A 15956-nucleotide genomic window follows, 5' to 3' on the forward strand; every position below is an offset into this window, starting at 1 on the left:
TGCGCAGCGGACCTGGCTTTGCACAGTGCCACTAGCGCAGCGGCGTTTTCAGCGCATCGATGAGATCGAGCAGATCGTACGGCTTGCGCAGCAGGATAGCGTGCGGCAAAACCTTGCGCTGCTCCGGGGTCAGCACGAGGTCGTAGCCGGTCAGAAAGATCACGCGCAGATCGGGCCGCCCGGCACACACCTCCAGCGCGAGATCGACACCCGACTTGCCCGCCAGCCCCACGTCGGTCAGCATTACGCTGATCGCATGCTCGCTGAGAATCTGCTTTGCGTCGTGCTCACCTTCGGCCTCCAGAATGTCGAATTCGAACATGCGCAGCAATTCAGCGGTGCTCGCGCGAACCAGCTCGTCGTCCTCCACCAGCAGAATCCGCGGCCGCGGCTGAGCGGCGACGCTATCGGCGCTATCGGCGCTATCCGGCATGGCTGGCGGATCGATATCGAGAAGGTGCTGGCCGGCCTCGGCGATTTCGGCCGCCTGCGGATTCTGCGTTTGCAGCACGTAGCGGATTTTGCGCGCCAACGCTTCGTGCGTGTAGGGCTTGCTGAGCAGTTCAATGCCTTCGTCGAGTCGCCCGGAATGCACGATCGCGTTATCCGTATAGCCCGACGTGAACAGCACCGCGATCGCAGGCAAGCGTTCGCGCGCCTTGCGGGCGAGTTCGGTGCTGCGCAGCGGGCCGGGCATCACCACGTCGGTGAACAGCACGTCGATCGGCACGCCGCTTTCGACGATCGCGAGCGCGCTTTGCGCGTCTTTCGCTTTCAGCACACGGTAGCCGAGATCGGAAAGCATTTCGACCACCGTGGTGCGCACTTCCTCGTCGTCTTCGACCACCAGAACGGTTTCCGTGCCGCCCTTGGCGGGACCGGCGTCGATATTCGTTTCGAGGTCTTCCTGCTCGCGCACCCGAGGCAGATAGATGCGAATCGTCGTGCCGTGACCCTCTTCGCTGTAAATCTTCACGTGGCCGCCGGACTGTTTGACGAAGCCATACACCATGCTCAAGCCGAGACCCGTGCCCTGACCTTCGGGCTTGGTCGTAAAGAACGGCTCGAACACGCGCTCGCGCACTTCCGGCGGCATCCCGGCACCCGTGTCGGTGACCGCCAGCATCACGTACTGCCCCGGCGTGACCTCGGCGTTGCGCTTGGCGTAGGCGTCGTCGAGCGCGGCATTGCCGGCTTCGATGGTGAGCTTGCCATGCCCGTTCATGGCGTCGCGCGCGTTGATTGCCAGATTCAGCAGCGCGTTCTCGACCTGGAACGGATCGACCAGCGTATTCCACAAGCCGCCCGAGACGATCGTTTCAATTTCGACGCCGTCGCCAAGCGCGCGTCTGAGCATGTCGTCGAGCCCTCGCACGAAGCGGCCCAGATTGACGACCTTCGGCGCCAGCGGCTGACGCCGCCCGAACGCCAGCAGTTGCGAGGCGAGGTTCGCGCCGCGGGCCACGCCTGCCAGCGCATTGCGCACGCGCTGCTCGGGCTTCTCGGAACCGGCGACGTCTTTCGCCAGCAGTTGCAGATTGCCGCCTATCACCTGCAGCAGGTTGTTGAAGTCGTGCGCGACGCCGCCCGTGAGCTTGCCGATCGCTTCCATCTTCTGCGCCATGCGCAGCGCTTCTTCGGCGTGCCGCAAGGCCTCGGTGGTTTCCTTGTCGGCCGTGACGTCGCGGCCCACGCCGTGAATGCGCGCCGTGTCGGGATCGAGCGCGAGCGTCCACGCAACCCAGCGCCACGTGCCGTCGATCCGCTTGAAGCGGTTTTCATAACGCACCGGCACGCCCGTGCGCCGCAGTTCGGCCAGATGGGCGCGGACCACCTCTACATCATCCGGGTGAACCAGGTCGACATAGGAACGCGACATCAGCCAATGCGTATTGTGACCGAGCGCGTTGCTCCATGACGGACTCACGCGCTGCAAGCGGCCTTCGATATCGGCCACCACCAGCAGATCCTCGCTCAATTCCCACAGACGGTCGCGGTCCGCCACCGTCTCGATCACGCGGCGCTCCAGCGTTTCGTTCAGATCGTGCAGCGCGCTCTGGGCCTTGGTGCGCTCGGCGATTTCGGTTTGCGCGGCCTGGTACAAACGCGCGTTGTCGATGGCAATGGCGGCCTGCGCGGCGACGCCGGCCACGATCCGCTCGGCGCGTTCGGTAAACACGCCGGGCTCCGGATGACCGAAGAACAGCCCGCCGACCACTTCACCGCTGCGCGACTGCACGGGCGCGGCCAGATAGCTGCGCACCTTCAGATGACCTTCCGGCATGCCGCGATGCGGCGCGTTGTGGCCATAGCGCGGATCCTGCGTGATGTCGCTGACACGAACGATGCCTTCGCCCATGAACGTAGGCGCGAACACCGCCGTGTTGCGCGGCATCGGAAACTGCCCGAAGGTTTCCTTCGGCACGCCGGACAGCGTGTAAAGCATGTAGCTGCCGCCCTTATCGTCGAGCACGTTGTAGAAGAACGAACCGAACGCGGCGCCGGTCAGTTCGGTGGCCGCGTCGGTCACGATCTGCACCGCGCGGTTCAGATCGAGTTCGGCCGCCACCGTCGAGCCGACGCGATTGAGAATCTCCAGAGTGCGCGATTCTTCGCGCAGCTTCGTCTCGGTCTCGCGGCGCAGGCGCGCGAGTTGCAGGTTGCCCGACACGCGGGCCAGCAGTTCGCGCGCCGAGAAGGGCTTGGTCAGATAGTCGTCGGCACCGTGCTCGATGCCGTCCACGCGCGCTTCCTCGCCCGCGCGGGCGGACAGCATCAGCACCGGCGTATCGCGCAACTCCGGATCGGCGCGCAACGCGCGCAGCAGGCCGAAGCCGTCGAGGCGCGGCATCATCACGTCGGAGAGCACGAGATCGGGGCGCTCCTGCCGCGCGGCTTCGAGCGCGGCCTGGCCGTCGGTGGCAAGCCGCACCTCGTGGCCCGCCGCGCGCAGGATACGGCTCATGTACTCGCGCAGATCCGCGTTGTCGTCGACGACCAGCAGCCGCGCGGCGGCGACGGGCGCGGCTATGGGCGGCGCCGCGCCGGCCAGTGCCGTCTCGGCCGGTGCGTCGGCGACGATCTCGTTCTCGGGACTCCAGCGCAACGCGGCATCGACATAGGTGCGCGCGTGCCTGCTCATGGCGGCATGCACGGATTCTTCATCGGGCTGGGCCGGCACGGCGCCGTGCGGCAGCGAGACAGTGAAGCACGCGCCTTCGCCGAGCGCACTGTCCACCCGCACCGTGCCGCCGTGCAACTTCACCAGTTCCTGCACCATCGCGAGCCCGATGCCGCTGCCTTCGACCGAGCGTCCCGGCGCGCCCGCCACGCGATGAAAGCGTTCGAAGAGGCGCGGCACTTCTTCCTCGGCAATACCGATGCCGCTATCCGTCACACTGACCTCGACACCGGCGCCGGCAACCACGCGAACCGCGACGCGAATCGTGCCGAAGAACGTGAACTTGTACGCGTTCGACAGCAGGTTCATCACGACCTTTTCCCACATCTCGCGGTCGAGCTGCACGACCACGGGTGCGGCCGGAATCTCCACTTCGAGCCGCAGGCCGGCCGCCTCGATCGCGGACTGGAACAGTGAAGCGAGTTCGGCCGTGAACGACGCGACATCGGTGGGTTGCATGTGAATCTGCATGCGTCCCGCCTCGATGCGCGAGAAGTCCAGCAGCGCATTGACGAGCTTCAGCAGCCGCAAGCCGTTGCGATGCGTGATCTCGATCAGCGCGCGGTCCTCGATGTCGCTGCCTACCCGCGCGTTGTCGCCGCCTGCGGCCAGCTGCGGCTTGGCAAGCAGTTCTTCGAGCGGGCCGAGCATCAGCGTCAACGGCGTACGGAATTCGTGGCTGATGTTGGAGAAGAACGTGGTCTTCGCGCGGTCGATTTCGGCCAGCGCTTCCGCGCGCCGCCGCTCCTCCTCGTACGCCCGCGCGTAACCGATCGCCGCGCCGATCTGACCGGCGGCCAGGTTCAGGAAACTGCGATAGGCGTCGTCGAAAAGACGGCAAGGATTCAGGCCGGCGACCAGAACCACCGTTTGCGTCGATTCGCTGCCGGGCGACACCGGCAGGATGACCGCCTGCTGCGGCGGGATATGCCACGGACCGCTCGGCAACGCGGTGCCGAAACGCTGGGTCAGATCACCCACCAGCCGCGGCGCCTGGGTATCGAACACGTCGACGACGGGCCACAGCGCCTCGCCGTCGAGCTTCATGGTTTGCGGAGCCGCGGCGTGGCCCGGCTCGATGCCGCACGCGCCAACCAGCGCGACGGTGTCGCTGCCCGGCTCGGCGGCATACAACAGAGCGAACGGAAGGTCTTGCGGGTTAGCCTGCAAGGCCCGCGCGCTGAGCTCGCACGCGTGGCGCCAGTCGCGGCCGTTCGGGCTGACCGCCGCCAGTTCCTTCAGCAGCGCCAGTTGCCGTTCGCCCACCACCTGCGCCGTGCCGTCGCTGTTGGCGCAGATGATGCCGCCGGGTTCGCCGTCGTCGCCGGGAATCGGGCTGTACGAGAAGGTGTAATACGTCTCTTCGGGAAAGCCGTTGCGCTCCATGATGAGCAGCTTCTGTTCGACGAAGATGCCTTCGGCGCCCGCCAGCGCGGTATTCAGAAGCGGCTCGATATCGGTCCAGATTTCGCGCCACACGACTTTGGTCGGCTGCCCGAGCGCGGCCGGATGCTTGCCGCCAATGATCGATTTATATGGGTCGTTGTAAAAATAGAGTAGCTCGTCGCGCCAGCCAATCCAGATCGGCTGGCGCGACGTGAGCATGATACGGATCGCGATCTTCAGCCCTTGCGGCCAGTTCTCGGGCGGGCCGAGCGCCGTCTGCGTCCAGTCGTAAGCGCGAATGAGCGCGCCCAGCTCGCCGCCGCCGGCGAGGAAGGACGGCGCGTCAAAGCCGTCGGGCGATTCATCCGACACAAAACGGTCCGGCTCTTTCAACGCGATCTCCTCGACGCGACGGCTCATATTCGTGCAAACCGCCGTTGCAAAAGCGATGCCTGATACGACGGATGGCCAACGATCATCGCGCAACCGACGTAGCGCGATTCTCGCACGTAGCGGGATGCTGGAGGAAGGTGAGAGGTTACGCCGCGGCCCAATGAGCCGGCCTTTCGCGGCACGCGGCGAAGGCTTGTGCAGAACGGGGCGGCGTTGGCGGAGAGAGATGCCGCGAAGCGAACTGAAATACCGGTAAAACGTACGTTGACGCAAAGGCGCAGGCCAGGCGATCCTCCCGATCGCAAGTCAGACAGGGCGGTCGATTTCTCTCGACCAGGCCCTGCCCGCAGCGGCTTTTATATCAACCCGACACACACGGCGGCGACGATCGACCCCAGCACCAGTACCGCACCGACGGTCTTGCGTTTATTCAGTTCCGTCCAGAGCAGCACACCGGTGAGCGACAGCAGAATGATGCTGCCGGCCAGCGTGTCGATCAGCAGTACCCAGCCGACGCTCAAGCCAACGCCTTTGTGCAGATTCGTCAGCATCGCGAGAAAGGTGTTCTCGCTGCGCTTGACGGTCACATAACCGTTGCCCACCCAATATTCGGCGGACGTGTTCTCACGAGGCGACGCGAAGTTGAGCTGCCAGTGCTCCGGCTGGACGATGCTGCGATCGCCCCACGCGACCGGATGCGCCGGTTCTTTCTGAACGCGCCCCGGCGTGCCCGCCAGTTTCAGTTCGTGCTTGAGCCATTTGCCGAGCTCGCGCGGCGTCTGCGGCGCCGGTTGCGGCAACGGCACCTGTAACACCGCGACTTGCGGCTCACCGGTCGACACCCGCAGCGGGCCGCCGCGATGGTTCAGCAGAAACCCCGTGGTGCCGAACAGCAAACCCAGCGCCGCGCCCCACAAGCCAATCCAGCCATGCACTTTGCGCAACCATTTGACGAAGGTGGCGCGGCGCGAGCGCTGCTGCCGCGCTTTCAATTCGCCCTCGTCGAGCCGCTGCGGTTCACGCGACGCGTGATCGATGCCCGCGGGCGATTGAATGTCGATTGCCTCGGGTACGCTCACGGTTCACTCCAGGTACGCAACAGATTGTGATAGATGCCGACGAGGCTGCGGCGCGCGGCGTCGTCGGCGTTGGTGGCATTCAGCCTTTGAATCGCCGTGTCCATGTCGAACAGCATGGCGCGCTGCGTGTCGCTGCGCACGAGGCTTTGCACCCAGAAGAAACTCGCGACCCGCACGCCGCGCGTGACCGGCGTGACCTGGTGGAGACTCGTGGCCGGATAAACGATCATGTCGCCGGCCGGCAGTTTGACCTGCTGCACGCCGTACGTGTCTTCGATCACGAGTTCGCCGCCGTCGTAGTCGGCGGGGTCGGAAATGAACAGCGTCACCGAGACGTCGGTGCGCAGCTTCACGCCGTTGGGCAGCACGCGCACTGCGCCGTCGACGTGACTGCCGAACTGCATGCCGCCTTCGTAACGATTGAAAAGCGGCGGGTACACCTGGTTCGGCAACACCGAACTGATGAACAGCGGATTGCGCTCGATCGACGCGAGAATCACGTCGCCGAGCTCGCGCGCAATCGGCGTGTGCTCGGCGATCTGCTGATTACGCTTGACCGGCGCGCCCTGATAGCCGGCGGTCGCGCGGCCGTCGACCCACGCGTCGCCGGCCGTGTCGAGCCGCTCGCGCACGATACGCAACTGCTCGGCATTCAGTACATTGGGGATATGCAGCAACATGGTGTTTCCTTCGCGTCGGCTTGCCGTGTTCGAAAACGGCAAGCCTAACGCATGTGCCCAGCGCGTATCAGAAGCGGTAGTCGAACGTCGCCAGCAACGTGCGTCCGATACCCGGCACGGAACGGCCACCGTCCGACGGAATCAGCGCATCGTAGTACTGCTTGTTGGTCAGGTTCAGCAGGTTCAGGCGGACGTCGTATTTCTTCGCGTGATACGCGGCGGTCGCATCCCAGCGCGTGTAGCCCGGCACCTGCACGTAGTTCGTGTTCGACGCATAGCGCGGCGACATATAAGTCGGGCCACCGCCGATTTCCCAGTGCGGCGTGAGCGCGTAAGTGGTCCAGAACGTCAGCGTGTTGCGCGGCGTGTTGGCCGGCACGTGACCTTGCGTACCGTCGCGCGCGCTCAGGATGACGGCGTCCATGTACGTGTAGCCGCCGAACACTTGCCACTTGTCGGTAATGTGGCCCGTCACGCCGGCCTGGAAGCCATCGACACGGATGTCGCCGTCGAGCTCGTATTCGGTCGGCGAAACCTGCGTTCGCGCGTTGGTCTTTTCTTCGCGGAAGAATGACGACGTCACCGAAAGATTGCCGCCGAGCAGATCCCATTTCCCGCCGATTTCGTACGACCTGGTCGACTCGGGCGCCAGGTTCTGCGTGAGATTGGTCACCGTCAGCGCTTCGAGCGACGGGTCGAACGACGTGCCGTACGACACGTAGTACGACTGCCAGTCGGTCGGCTGATAGATCACGCCCGCGCGCACGCTGGTGAAGAAGTTGGTTTGGGTCGCGTAGCCCGGCGCGCTGATCGAGTTGTGAATCTGCGCCTGGAAGCGATCCCAGCGCAGACCGCCAATCACCTTCCACTGCCGGCCAATCGATACGGTGTCGTTCAGGTACGCGCCGATTTCGTTCGATCCGGAGTCCGCGTAGTTGCCGACCGTCGTCGTCACACCCGCGGGCGACGACAGATACGCCGGATTGACCATCGAAACAACCGGCAGATTGTTACGGGTGTACGCCTGATTCGAATAGCTGTCGTGGCCGAGGTCGACACCGGCGATCAGGTCATGCTTGATCGGGCCGGTGACGAACTTGTATTCGAGCATCGTGTCGTTGTACAGCGAGTGGTTCTCGATCACCCGGTCGTGGCTTTGCAACTTGATGAACAGTTGCGACGGCGAGAGCGTCGTGAAATTGCCGTTGCTCAATGCGGGGCTGGTGGCGAGCGGCCCTGTCAACACCGATTGCGGCGCGGTTTCGCGCGCGTCGGTCATCGAGTGCGAGAACTGCGTCTGGTTGGTCAGGACCAGATTGTCCGAGAACTTGTGCTTGACCGCGGCGGTGAATGTTTGCACGTCCTGAATCGTGCGGTCGGTGGTCAAGCCGTAAAACGTATTCTTCGGCACCGGCGACGGGTGGCCGTTCAACGCCTGCACGCCGTAGTCGGGCATGTCGTAGTTGTGCTGGATCAGCGCGGAGATCGTGACTTCGGTCGGCGTGCCGATCCCGAAGCGCACTTCCGGCGCGATACCGTAGTCCTTGTTTTTCATCTCGTCGCGCGTCGAACCGAGGCTCTGGCCGAATGCGTTCAGGCGAATCGCCGATGTATCGGTCAACTTATGGTTCACGTCGATGGTGCTGCGATATTTGTCGTCGGTGCCGATCATGCCGGTGACTTCCGCCGAGTCCTTCAGGTTCGCCTTCTTGCTCACCTGATTGATCACGCCACCCGTCGAGCCGCGGCCGAACAGCATCGACGACGGACCGTACAGCACTTCGAGTTCTTCGAGGTCGAACGTGTCGCGATAGTACTGGTTACGATCGCGGAAACCGTCCAGGTAAATGTCGTTCTGTGCGGTAAAGCCGCGCAGGTTGATGTTGTTGCCGATCTGGCCGCCTTCGGCCGCGCCGATGGTCACGCCCGGCGCGTTGCGCAGCGCGTCCTGGAACGAGGTGGCGCCTTGCGATTGCAGCACAGCCTTGTTGATGACGGTGACGGTTTGCGGAATATCGCGCAATGCCGTGGGCGTCTTTGCACCGACCGTCGCACGCTCTGCCTGGAAGTCCTGTTGTTCTGCCTGCGCCGAGACACCGATGGCCGGCAAGGTACCGCTGTCGGCAGTGGTCGTCGCGGTTGAATTCGTATTCGCGGTCGACGGCTGCGACGCGGATTGCGGAGCAGTCTGCGCGACCGCCGGAGTCGCAAAGGGAACGGCAAATGCTAGCGCTAACGCAGTCGCAAGCGGCGTGTGGTTGAACATGGGAAATCCCGTCAGAGATGCGCTTGCCCGATTCGCATACCTGAGATGGAATCGATGACGAAGTCGCAAATTGGCTGGCTGCCGGTCTCGTGCGCATGGCACCGATGACGGGATGGCTGGCTGTGGTTAAATGAGAATCGCTATCATTCCATACGCATAAATCTGCATCAATCGCGATCTCGCTTACCCCTCGTAACAGAATTGTTTCTGTATTTTACGAATGTATGGTTTATGTAATGTTTTGAGCCTGTTTCGCGGTAGATCATTACTTGTTTGTAATCTGACGCGCATGGAAACAAAAGGCTTGCGGAGTCGTAAGGGGCAAATAGCTGTTCGTAAAACTTTCAGATCAATAACAGTTTGTGGCGAGCGGCGCCGGCACTAAATCCCGACACGGTTTATCCTTTTTGCAACACTGCATATCGAACTGTTCCGTTCATCCCCGGAGTTGACCATGCAATACCGCAAATTCGGCCGCACCGGCCTGACCGTTTCGCGTCTTTGTCTCGGCACGATGACCTTCGGCTTGCAGACCGAAGAAGATGTCTCGCATCGCATTCTCGACACGGCGGCGGATGCCGGCGTGAACTTCATCGATACGGCCAATGTGTATCCGCTCGGCGGCGGCGAGAGTATTGCCGGGCGCACGGAGGAGATCGTCGGGCGCTGGCTGAAGGGCAAGCGCGACCGCTTCATTCTGGCGACCAAAGCGGTCGGCAAGATGGGACCGTCGGCGTGGGACCAGGGCGCCTCGCGCAAACATCTGCTGGATGCCATCGACGCCTCGTTGCAGCGCCTCGGCACGGATTACGTGGACCTCTACCAGCTCCACTCCGACGACGCGAACACGCCGCTCGACGAAACGCTCGAAGCACTGGACGTGATCGTGCGTTCGGGCAAGGCGCGTTATATCGGCGTATCGAACTTTCTTGCCTATCGACTCGCGCGCGCCCTGGGTCGCGCCGACGTTTTGCGCGTGGCGCGCTTCGTCTCCGTGCAGCCCCGCTATAACCTGCTGTTCCGCCAGATCGAGCGGGAGTTGCTGCCTCTCGCCGGCGAAGAGCAATTGGCCGTGATGCCGTACAACCCGCTCGCGGGCGGCCTGCTCACGGGCAAACATCAACTGGATGTCACGCCGGCATCCGGCCGCTTCACCGAGGCCGTCGGCAAGGCCGGCGCGATGTATCAGCAGCGGTATTGGCATAAGCGCGAGTTCGAAACGATCGAACAGCTGAAAGCCATCGCGGCGCCGACCGGCGAATCGCTGACGCGCGTCTCGCTCGCCTGGGTGCTGGCGAACCCGCTCATCACGTCGGCGATCATCGGTGCGAGCCGCGCCGAGCAGTTGAGCGATACGCTCGCGGCTGCCGATTTCGTGCTCGATCCGCAGATCAGGACGCAACTCGATGAAGCGAGCATGGAATACCGTTGGGGCGACGCGGCGCGATAAGCGGAGTTACCTGTCGCGGCGGCAACCGCGCAATCCGCGCCGCACCGCACCGCGCCGCGTGAAGATCACTTGAAGCGGCCCGTCCGCTCATTTGCTTCCGGCAATTGGCGCGTCTCACGCATGGACTTCGCATGCCATAGACGCGCCCCGCCTTCAATGCCGGCATCGTTCGAAACGGTCGCCACGTTTGCCGGGAGATCGATCGTGAGGCGCGCGGCGTTGCCGCCGCCAATCCACAATTTGTCGTAGTTCACCAGCGCCGCCAGAATCCCGATCACCTTCTGAACGCGCCGGTTCCAGCGCTTGTTTCCGACTTTTTTACGCGCAGCATCGCCGATATATTCGTCGTACGCCACGCCCTTCTTGCTGACCGGATGATGCGCAAGCTCCAGATGCGGCATCAACTCACCGTCCCGAAACATCGCCGTACCCGCGCCCGTGCCGAGTGTCAGCACGAATTCGAGGCCCTGGCCTGAAATCGCGGCGAAACCTTGCATCTCGGCGTCGTTGATCATGCGAACCGGCAAACCGCCCAGCCGCTGCGCCAGCGAATCAGCCAGTGCAATATCGTGCCAGCCTTCAACGCCGAAGTGCGGCGCGGTCAGAATACGGTTGTTGCGCACCACGCCCGGAAAGCCGATCGACATCCGCGTAGGCGGCTCCTGCTCGACGAGCGGCGCAACCAGTTTCGCCAGCGCGTCCACCAGTTGATCCGGCGTACAAGGATGCGGCGTCGCCACCCGCACGCGTTCGGTTTTCATCTTGCCGTCCGCGTCGATGATCGCGGCTTTCAAACCCGTGCCGCCAACGTCGATCGCCAGAATTCGTTCGGTACTGCTTGTCACTTTCGTCTTACGTGTTGCCACGGTGTCCCCCGGTTATGTTGGTGCGGCTCGTTGACTTACTTTTTCTCCACGACGTCCCGTTGCAACGGGCGCCATGCGTGACCGCCGCGCGCCAATAGCGCGTCTGCTTCCGCGGGACCTTCGCTGCCTGCCGGATAGCCATGCACCGGCATCGCGCCGCCGGATTCGGGGTGCAACACGTCGTCTACCGCGCACCAGCTCGTTTCGATGCTGTCAGCGCGCTGGAACAGCGTCTCGTCGCCGAGCATGCAGTCGTAGAGCAAGGTCTCGTAGCCCACGTTGGCGCGCTCCGCAAAAAAGTCGCCGTAATCGAACGACGACTGCACCGCACCGATCTGCATGACCGGCCCAGGCGTTTTCACATTGAAGTCGAAGCTCGTACCGTGTGCGGGATCGATGCGCAGGGTCAGCACATTCGGTGTGAGCGCGTCCACGGGTGTGTCGCGGAACAGGCGGAACGGCACGGGCTTCAGTTGCACCGAGATTTCCGTGCGACGTCCAGCCAACCGTTTGCCCGTGCGCAGATAAAACGGCACGCCGGCCCAGCGCCAGTTCTCGACGAACACCCGCGCCGCGGCATAGGTTTCCGTCGTGCTGTCCGGCGCGACGTCCGGCTCTTCACGGTAGCCGACACCGGCCGGGCCTTTTTCGTATTGGCCGAACACCACGTCGTCGGGTGTCAACGGCTTGATCGCGTCGAAGATTTCAGCTTTCCTGTCGCGCACGGCTTCGGCGTCGAACGAATTGGGCGGCTCCATCGCAACCATGCCGAGCAACTGGAACAGATGGTTCGGCACCATGTCGCGGAACGCGCCGGTCTGTTCGTAGAACTTGCCGCGTCCCTCCACGCCGATCGTTTCCGAAGCGGTGATCTGCACGCTGTCGATATATTCGCGCCGCCATATCGGTTCGAACAGCGCATTGGCGAAACGCACCGCGAGAATGCTCTGCACGGTGTCCTTGCCGAGAAAGTGATCGATGCGATACACCTGCGTTTCTTTCGCGAACGACAGGATATGCGCGTTCAGATCGCGTGCCGAAGCGAGATCGCTACCAAAGGGTTTCTCGATCACAAGCCGGCGAAAGCCGCCGACATCGCCCTCTTTCAGCAAACCCGCGTTGCCGAGACGCTCGACGATCGGCTCGAAAAAGCGCGAGCTGACCGCGAGATAGAAGATCACGTTGCCGCCCGGCGTTTGCTCGAGCTTCTGTTTGATTTGCGCGAAGGTATCGTCGGTTTCGAATTCGCCGGCCATGTATTCGAGCCGTTGCGCAACCCAGTCCCATGCCTGGTCGTCGAGCTTGCCGGCGTGAAAGGTGCTGGCCTTGTCGGCGGCGAACTGTTCTAGCGATTTGTGCAGATCGTCGCGCCACTCGCTCGTCTCGCGCGCGCCGTGATTCACGCCGATGATTTTCATGCCGTCGTCGAGCAGACTATCCACCGCCAGGTTGTACAGCGCCGGCATGAGGAGCCGTTTGGTCAGATCGCCGCCTGCGCCGAAGATCACCAGCGTGCAAGGCGGCGCGGGCCGCTTGCCGGCCGGCGATGCCGGCGCCTGCTGCGGGTTCATGCTGACTTTGCAGCTCGGCGGCTGACTGGCGGCGGGATGATCGGATGCTCGGGTATTCGGTGTAGTCGACATGGGATTCACTTTTGGAAACCAACGGAACGAACGTGGTGATACATGAAAGACCACGCCGGAACCCACACAGTTCAAAAACAACCACGCGACCTGTTCGCCATGCCATCTTGTATGCCTAACGTAACCTGAACAGCCTCATGCCCGCTCGCGCCGCCGCGACCTACTTTACCGATGCGTGCGCTGGCTCAGGTGCGGAAGCGGATTCGGGCGCGCTTGCCGCTGTGGCGTGCGCCGCAGGGGAAGTCGGCACCGGCGCGCCGTCCGGTTCGCCCGCCAACGGCACGTTGCCCGACACGCCCATCACGCGCGGTTGCAACAGCAAGGCAACCAGCCCAGTCCAGCCGGTCTGATGCGAAGCGCCGACACCGCGCCCGTTATCGCCATGAAAATACTCATGGAACAGAATCAGATCGCGCGAGCGCGGGTCGGTCTGCAACAGAGGATAAGCGCCCATCACCGGCCGCTCGCCATCCCTGTTCTTGAGAAACAGCGTGGTGCACCGGCGTGCCAGTTCGTCGGCAATCTGGCTCAGCGTGAACGCCTCGCCCGAGCCGGTCGGGTACTCGACCTTGAAATCGTCGCCATAGTAGCGGTGGAATTCGTAGAGCGATTCGATGAGCAGATAGTTCACCGGCATCCACACCGGGCCGCGCCAGTTGGAATTACCACCGAACACCCGCGTATCCGATTCGGCCGGCAAATACTTCACGGTGAAACTGTCGCCGTTGTGATTGAACACGAACGGCTGATCGCGATGGACTCGCGAAAGCGCCCGCACGCCGTGATCGGAAAGGAATTCGCTTTCGTCGAGTGCACGGCGCAGCAATGCTTTCATCCGGTGCCCGCGCAGCAGCGAGAGCAGCAGCGCGTTGCCCTTGCCCGGCTCGTTCCAGCGCGAGACCAGCTTCGCCAGATCGGGACGATGTTCGAGGAACCAGATCAGCCGTTCACGCAAACCCGGCAGGCCGCCATGCAGACGCTCTTCCAGCACGTGCACGGCGAACAGCGGAATCAGACCCACGATCGAGCGCAACCGCATGGGAACGCTGCTGCCGTCCGGCAGGCGCAGCTTGTCGTAGAAGAACTCGTCCTCGCTGTCCCACAGGCCTGTATCGCAGCCGTCGTCGCAACTCACGGCCTCGGCGATATACAGGAAGTGCTCAAAAAACTTCACGCCGATATCGACGAAAACATGGTTGGCGTACGCAAGTTCCAGCGCAATGCGCATCAGGTCGAGCGCATACGCCGCCATCCACGCGGTGCCGTCGGCCTGATCGATATGGCCGCCGGTCGGCAGCGGCGACGAGCGGTCGAAGATACCGACGTTGTCCAGTCCGAGAAAGCCGCCCTGAAAAATATTGTGACCGTCGGCGTCCTTGCGGTTCACCCACCAGGAAAAATTCAGCAGCAGTTTATGGAAGACCAGCTCGAGAAAATCGCGATCTCCCTTGCCGGTGAGGGCGCGGTCGATTTCATACACACGCCACGCGGCCCACGCATGCACGGGCGGGTTGGCGTCGCCAAGCGCCCATTCATAAGCGGGGATCTGACCGTTCGGATGCTGATAGCGGTCTTTCACCAGCAACAGCAATTGCCGTTTCGCGAACGCCGGGTCGATCAGCGCGAACGCGGCGGCATGAAACGCCAGGTCCCATGATGCGTACCACGGGTATTCCCACTTGTCGGGCATCGACACGATGTCCGCGTTGCACAGGTGCCGCCAGTCCATGTTGCGGCCGCGTTTGCGGCTTGCAGGCGGCGCCGGTTGCAGCGGGTCGCCCTCGAGCCAGCGCTGCACGTCGTACTGGTAGTACTGCTTGGACCACAGCATGCCGGCCAGCGCCTGCCGCTGCACCAGGCGCGCGTCGGGGTCGGTGATGTCCTGTTGCAGCGCCCCGTAGAATTCGTCGGCCTCGGCAATGCGGTGCGCGAATATCGCTTCGGCGTCGAGCTGCGCGTCGTCGGGGCTCGATTGGGGACGCCAGCGCATGTACACCACGGCGCGTCCATGCGGTCCGAGTTCGATCGACGCATGCGCGCCGGCCTTGGTGCCCGCGTTGCGGCGAATCGCGTGTTCATCGCCGTGCACGAGATAATCGTTGAAGCCGTCTTTGAACGGACCCGCGCCGTCCATATTGAAGAGACGCTTAACGTTGGTGTCGTTCTCGCAGAAGAGCCACGTCACCGGCGCGTCTTTCGACCAGGCCGTGACGACGATCGGCTCCTGGCCATGCTGATGCCCGACCAGATACGCATTGCCATTGCGATCCGTGCCGGCGACGAGCGACGGCTTGTCCCGGTTCTCTTTCCACGACCACGAATTGCGCGCCCAGATTTGCGGCAGCACATCCAGCGAAGCCGCCTGGTCCGCGCGATTTTCGATGGTCACACGCATGAGTATGTCGTCCGGCGCGTGTTTCGCGTATTCCACCTGCACGTCGAAGTAGCGCAAATCGTCGAACACGCCCGTGTCGAGAATTTCGTACTCCGGCATGTCGCCGCCGCGGTGCGCGTTTTCCTGAACCAGGTCGTTATACGGAAAGGCGGAGTGCGGATACTTGTAGAGCATGCGCATGTAGGAATGCGTTGGCGTGCCGTCCACGTAAAAGTACAGCTCTTTCACGTCTTCGCCGTGATTGCCCTGCGCATTCGTGAGACCGAACAGGCGCTCCTTCAGGATCGCGTCCTTGCGATTCCATAGCGCGAGAGAAACGCACCAGCTCAGCTTGTCGTCGCCGAAACCGGCAATGCCGTCTTCGCCCCAGCGGTAAGCGCGGCTGCGCGCATGGTCGTGCGGAAAAGAGTCCCAGGCGGTACCGTCGGCGCTGTAATCCTCGCGCACGGTGCCCCATTGACGTTCGCTGAGATACGGTCCCCAGCGTTGCCAATGCGCACAGTCGGCCGAATGGAGCCGTGAACCTTCAATGGTGGCGAGCAGATTGGCAGCGCGCAACGGTGGCATGACTACATCCTTGCATCGGGCTTGGCGGTGGGACACACATCGTAGCGCGG

At 63.1% G+C, this 15956-nt stretch carries 8 protein-coding genes; 1 reads left to right on the forward strand and 7 read right to left on the reverse strand.

What is annotated here, in order from left to right; genetic code table 11:
* Positions 1-31 precede the first annotated feature (31 nt).
* From BXE_RS35725 to BXE_RS35740, 4 genes are all read right to left on the reverse strand, one after another.
* Entirely contained in the window at positions 32-4987 is a 4956-nt protein-coding gene (locus BXE_RS35725; RefSeq protein ID WP_011492993.1) for a response regulator, read from the reverse strand.
* Positions 4988-5316: 329 nt separating this feature from the next.
* The gene (locus tag BXE_RS35730) at positions 5317-6039 is read right to left on the reverse strand and encodes a PepSY-associated TM helix domain-containing protein (RefSeq protein WP_011492994.1); all 723 of its coding nucleotides are present in this window, start codon (positions 6037-6039) and stop codon (positions 5317-5319) included.
* Positions 6036-6719 (reverse strand): Fe2+-dependent dioxygenase, encoded by a 684-nt coding sequence (locus BXE_RS35735; RefSeq protein WP_007178512.1) that lies wholly within the window; start codon positions 6717-6719, stop codon positions 6036-6038. The genes BXE_RS35730 and BXE_RS35735 overlap by 4 nt, the downstream gene beginning before the upstream one ends.
* 67 nt (positions 6720-6786) lie before the next feature.
* Complete coding sequence (locus BXE_RS35740; protein WP_011492995.1) at positions 6787-8985, reverse strand: TonB-dependent receptor; 2199 nt, start codon at positions 8983-8985, stop codon at positions 6787-6789.
* 454 nt (positions 8986-9439) lie between these two features.
* Between BXE_RS35740 and BXE_RS35745 the strand changes: the two genes are divergently transcribed.
* The gene (locus BXE_RS35745; protein ID WP_011492996.1) at positions 9440-10435 is read left to right on the forward strand and encodes an aldo/keto reductase; all 996 of its coding nucleotides are present in this window, start codon (positions 9440-9442) and stop codon (positions 10433-10435) included.
* Positions 10436-10500: 65 nt separating this feature from the next.
* On the opposite strand, the gene BXE_RS35750 is transcribed toward BXE_RS35745, so the two are convergent.
* From BXE_RS35750 to BXE_RS35760, 3 genes are all read right to left on the reverse strand, one after another.
* Positions 10501-11301 (reverse strand): ROK family protein, encoded by an 801-nt coding sequence (locus tag BXE_RS35750; RefSeq protein WP_011492997.1) that lies wholly within the window; start codon positions 11299-11301, stop codon positions 10501-10503.
* A gap of 35 nt (positions 11302-11336) precedes the next feature.
* Positions 11337-12944: a glucose-6-phosphate dehydrogenase gene (gene zwf / locus BXE_RS35755; RefSeq protein WP_011492998.1), complete on the reverse strand. Its 1608-nt coding sequence runs from the start codon at positions 12942-12944 to the stop codon at positions 11337-11339.
* A 160-nt stretch (positions 12945-13104) separates the two neighbouring features.
* Positions 13105-15906: an MGH1-like glycoside hydrolase domain-containing protein gene (locus BXE_RS35760; protein ID WP_011492999.1), complete on the reverse strand. Its 2802-nt coding sequence runs from the start codon at positions 15904-15906 to the stop codon at positions 13105-13107.
* Positions 15907-15956 lie beyond the last annotated feature (50 nt).

Source organism: Paraburkholderia xenovorans LB400 (assembly GCF_000013645.1).
Classification (GTDB): Bacteria; Pseudomonadota; Gammaproteobacteria; order Burkholderiales; family Burkholderiaceae; genus Paraburkholderia; species Paraburkholderia xenovorans.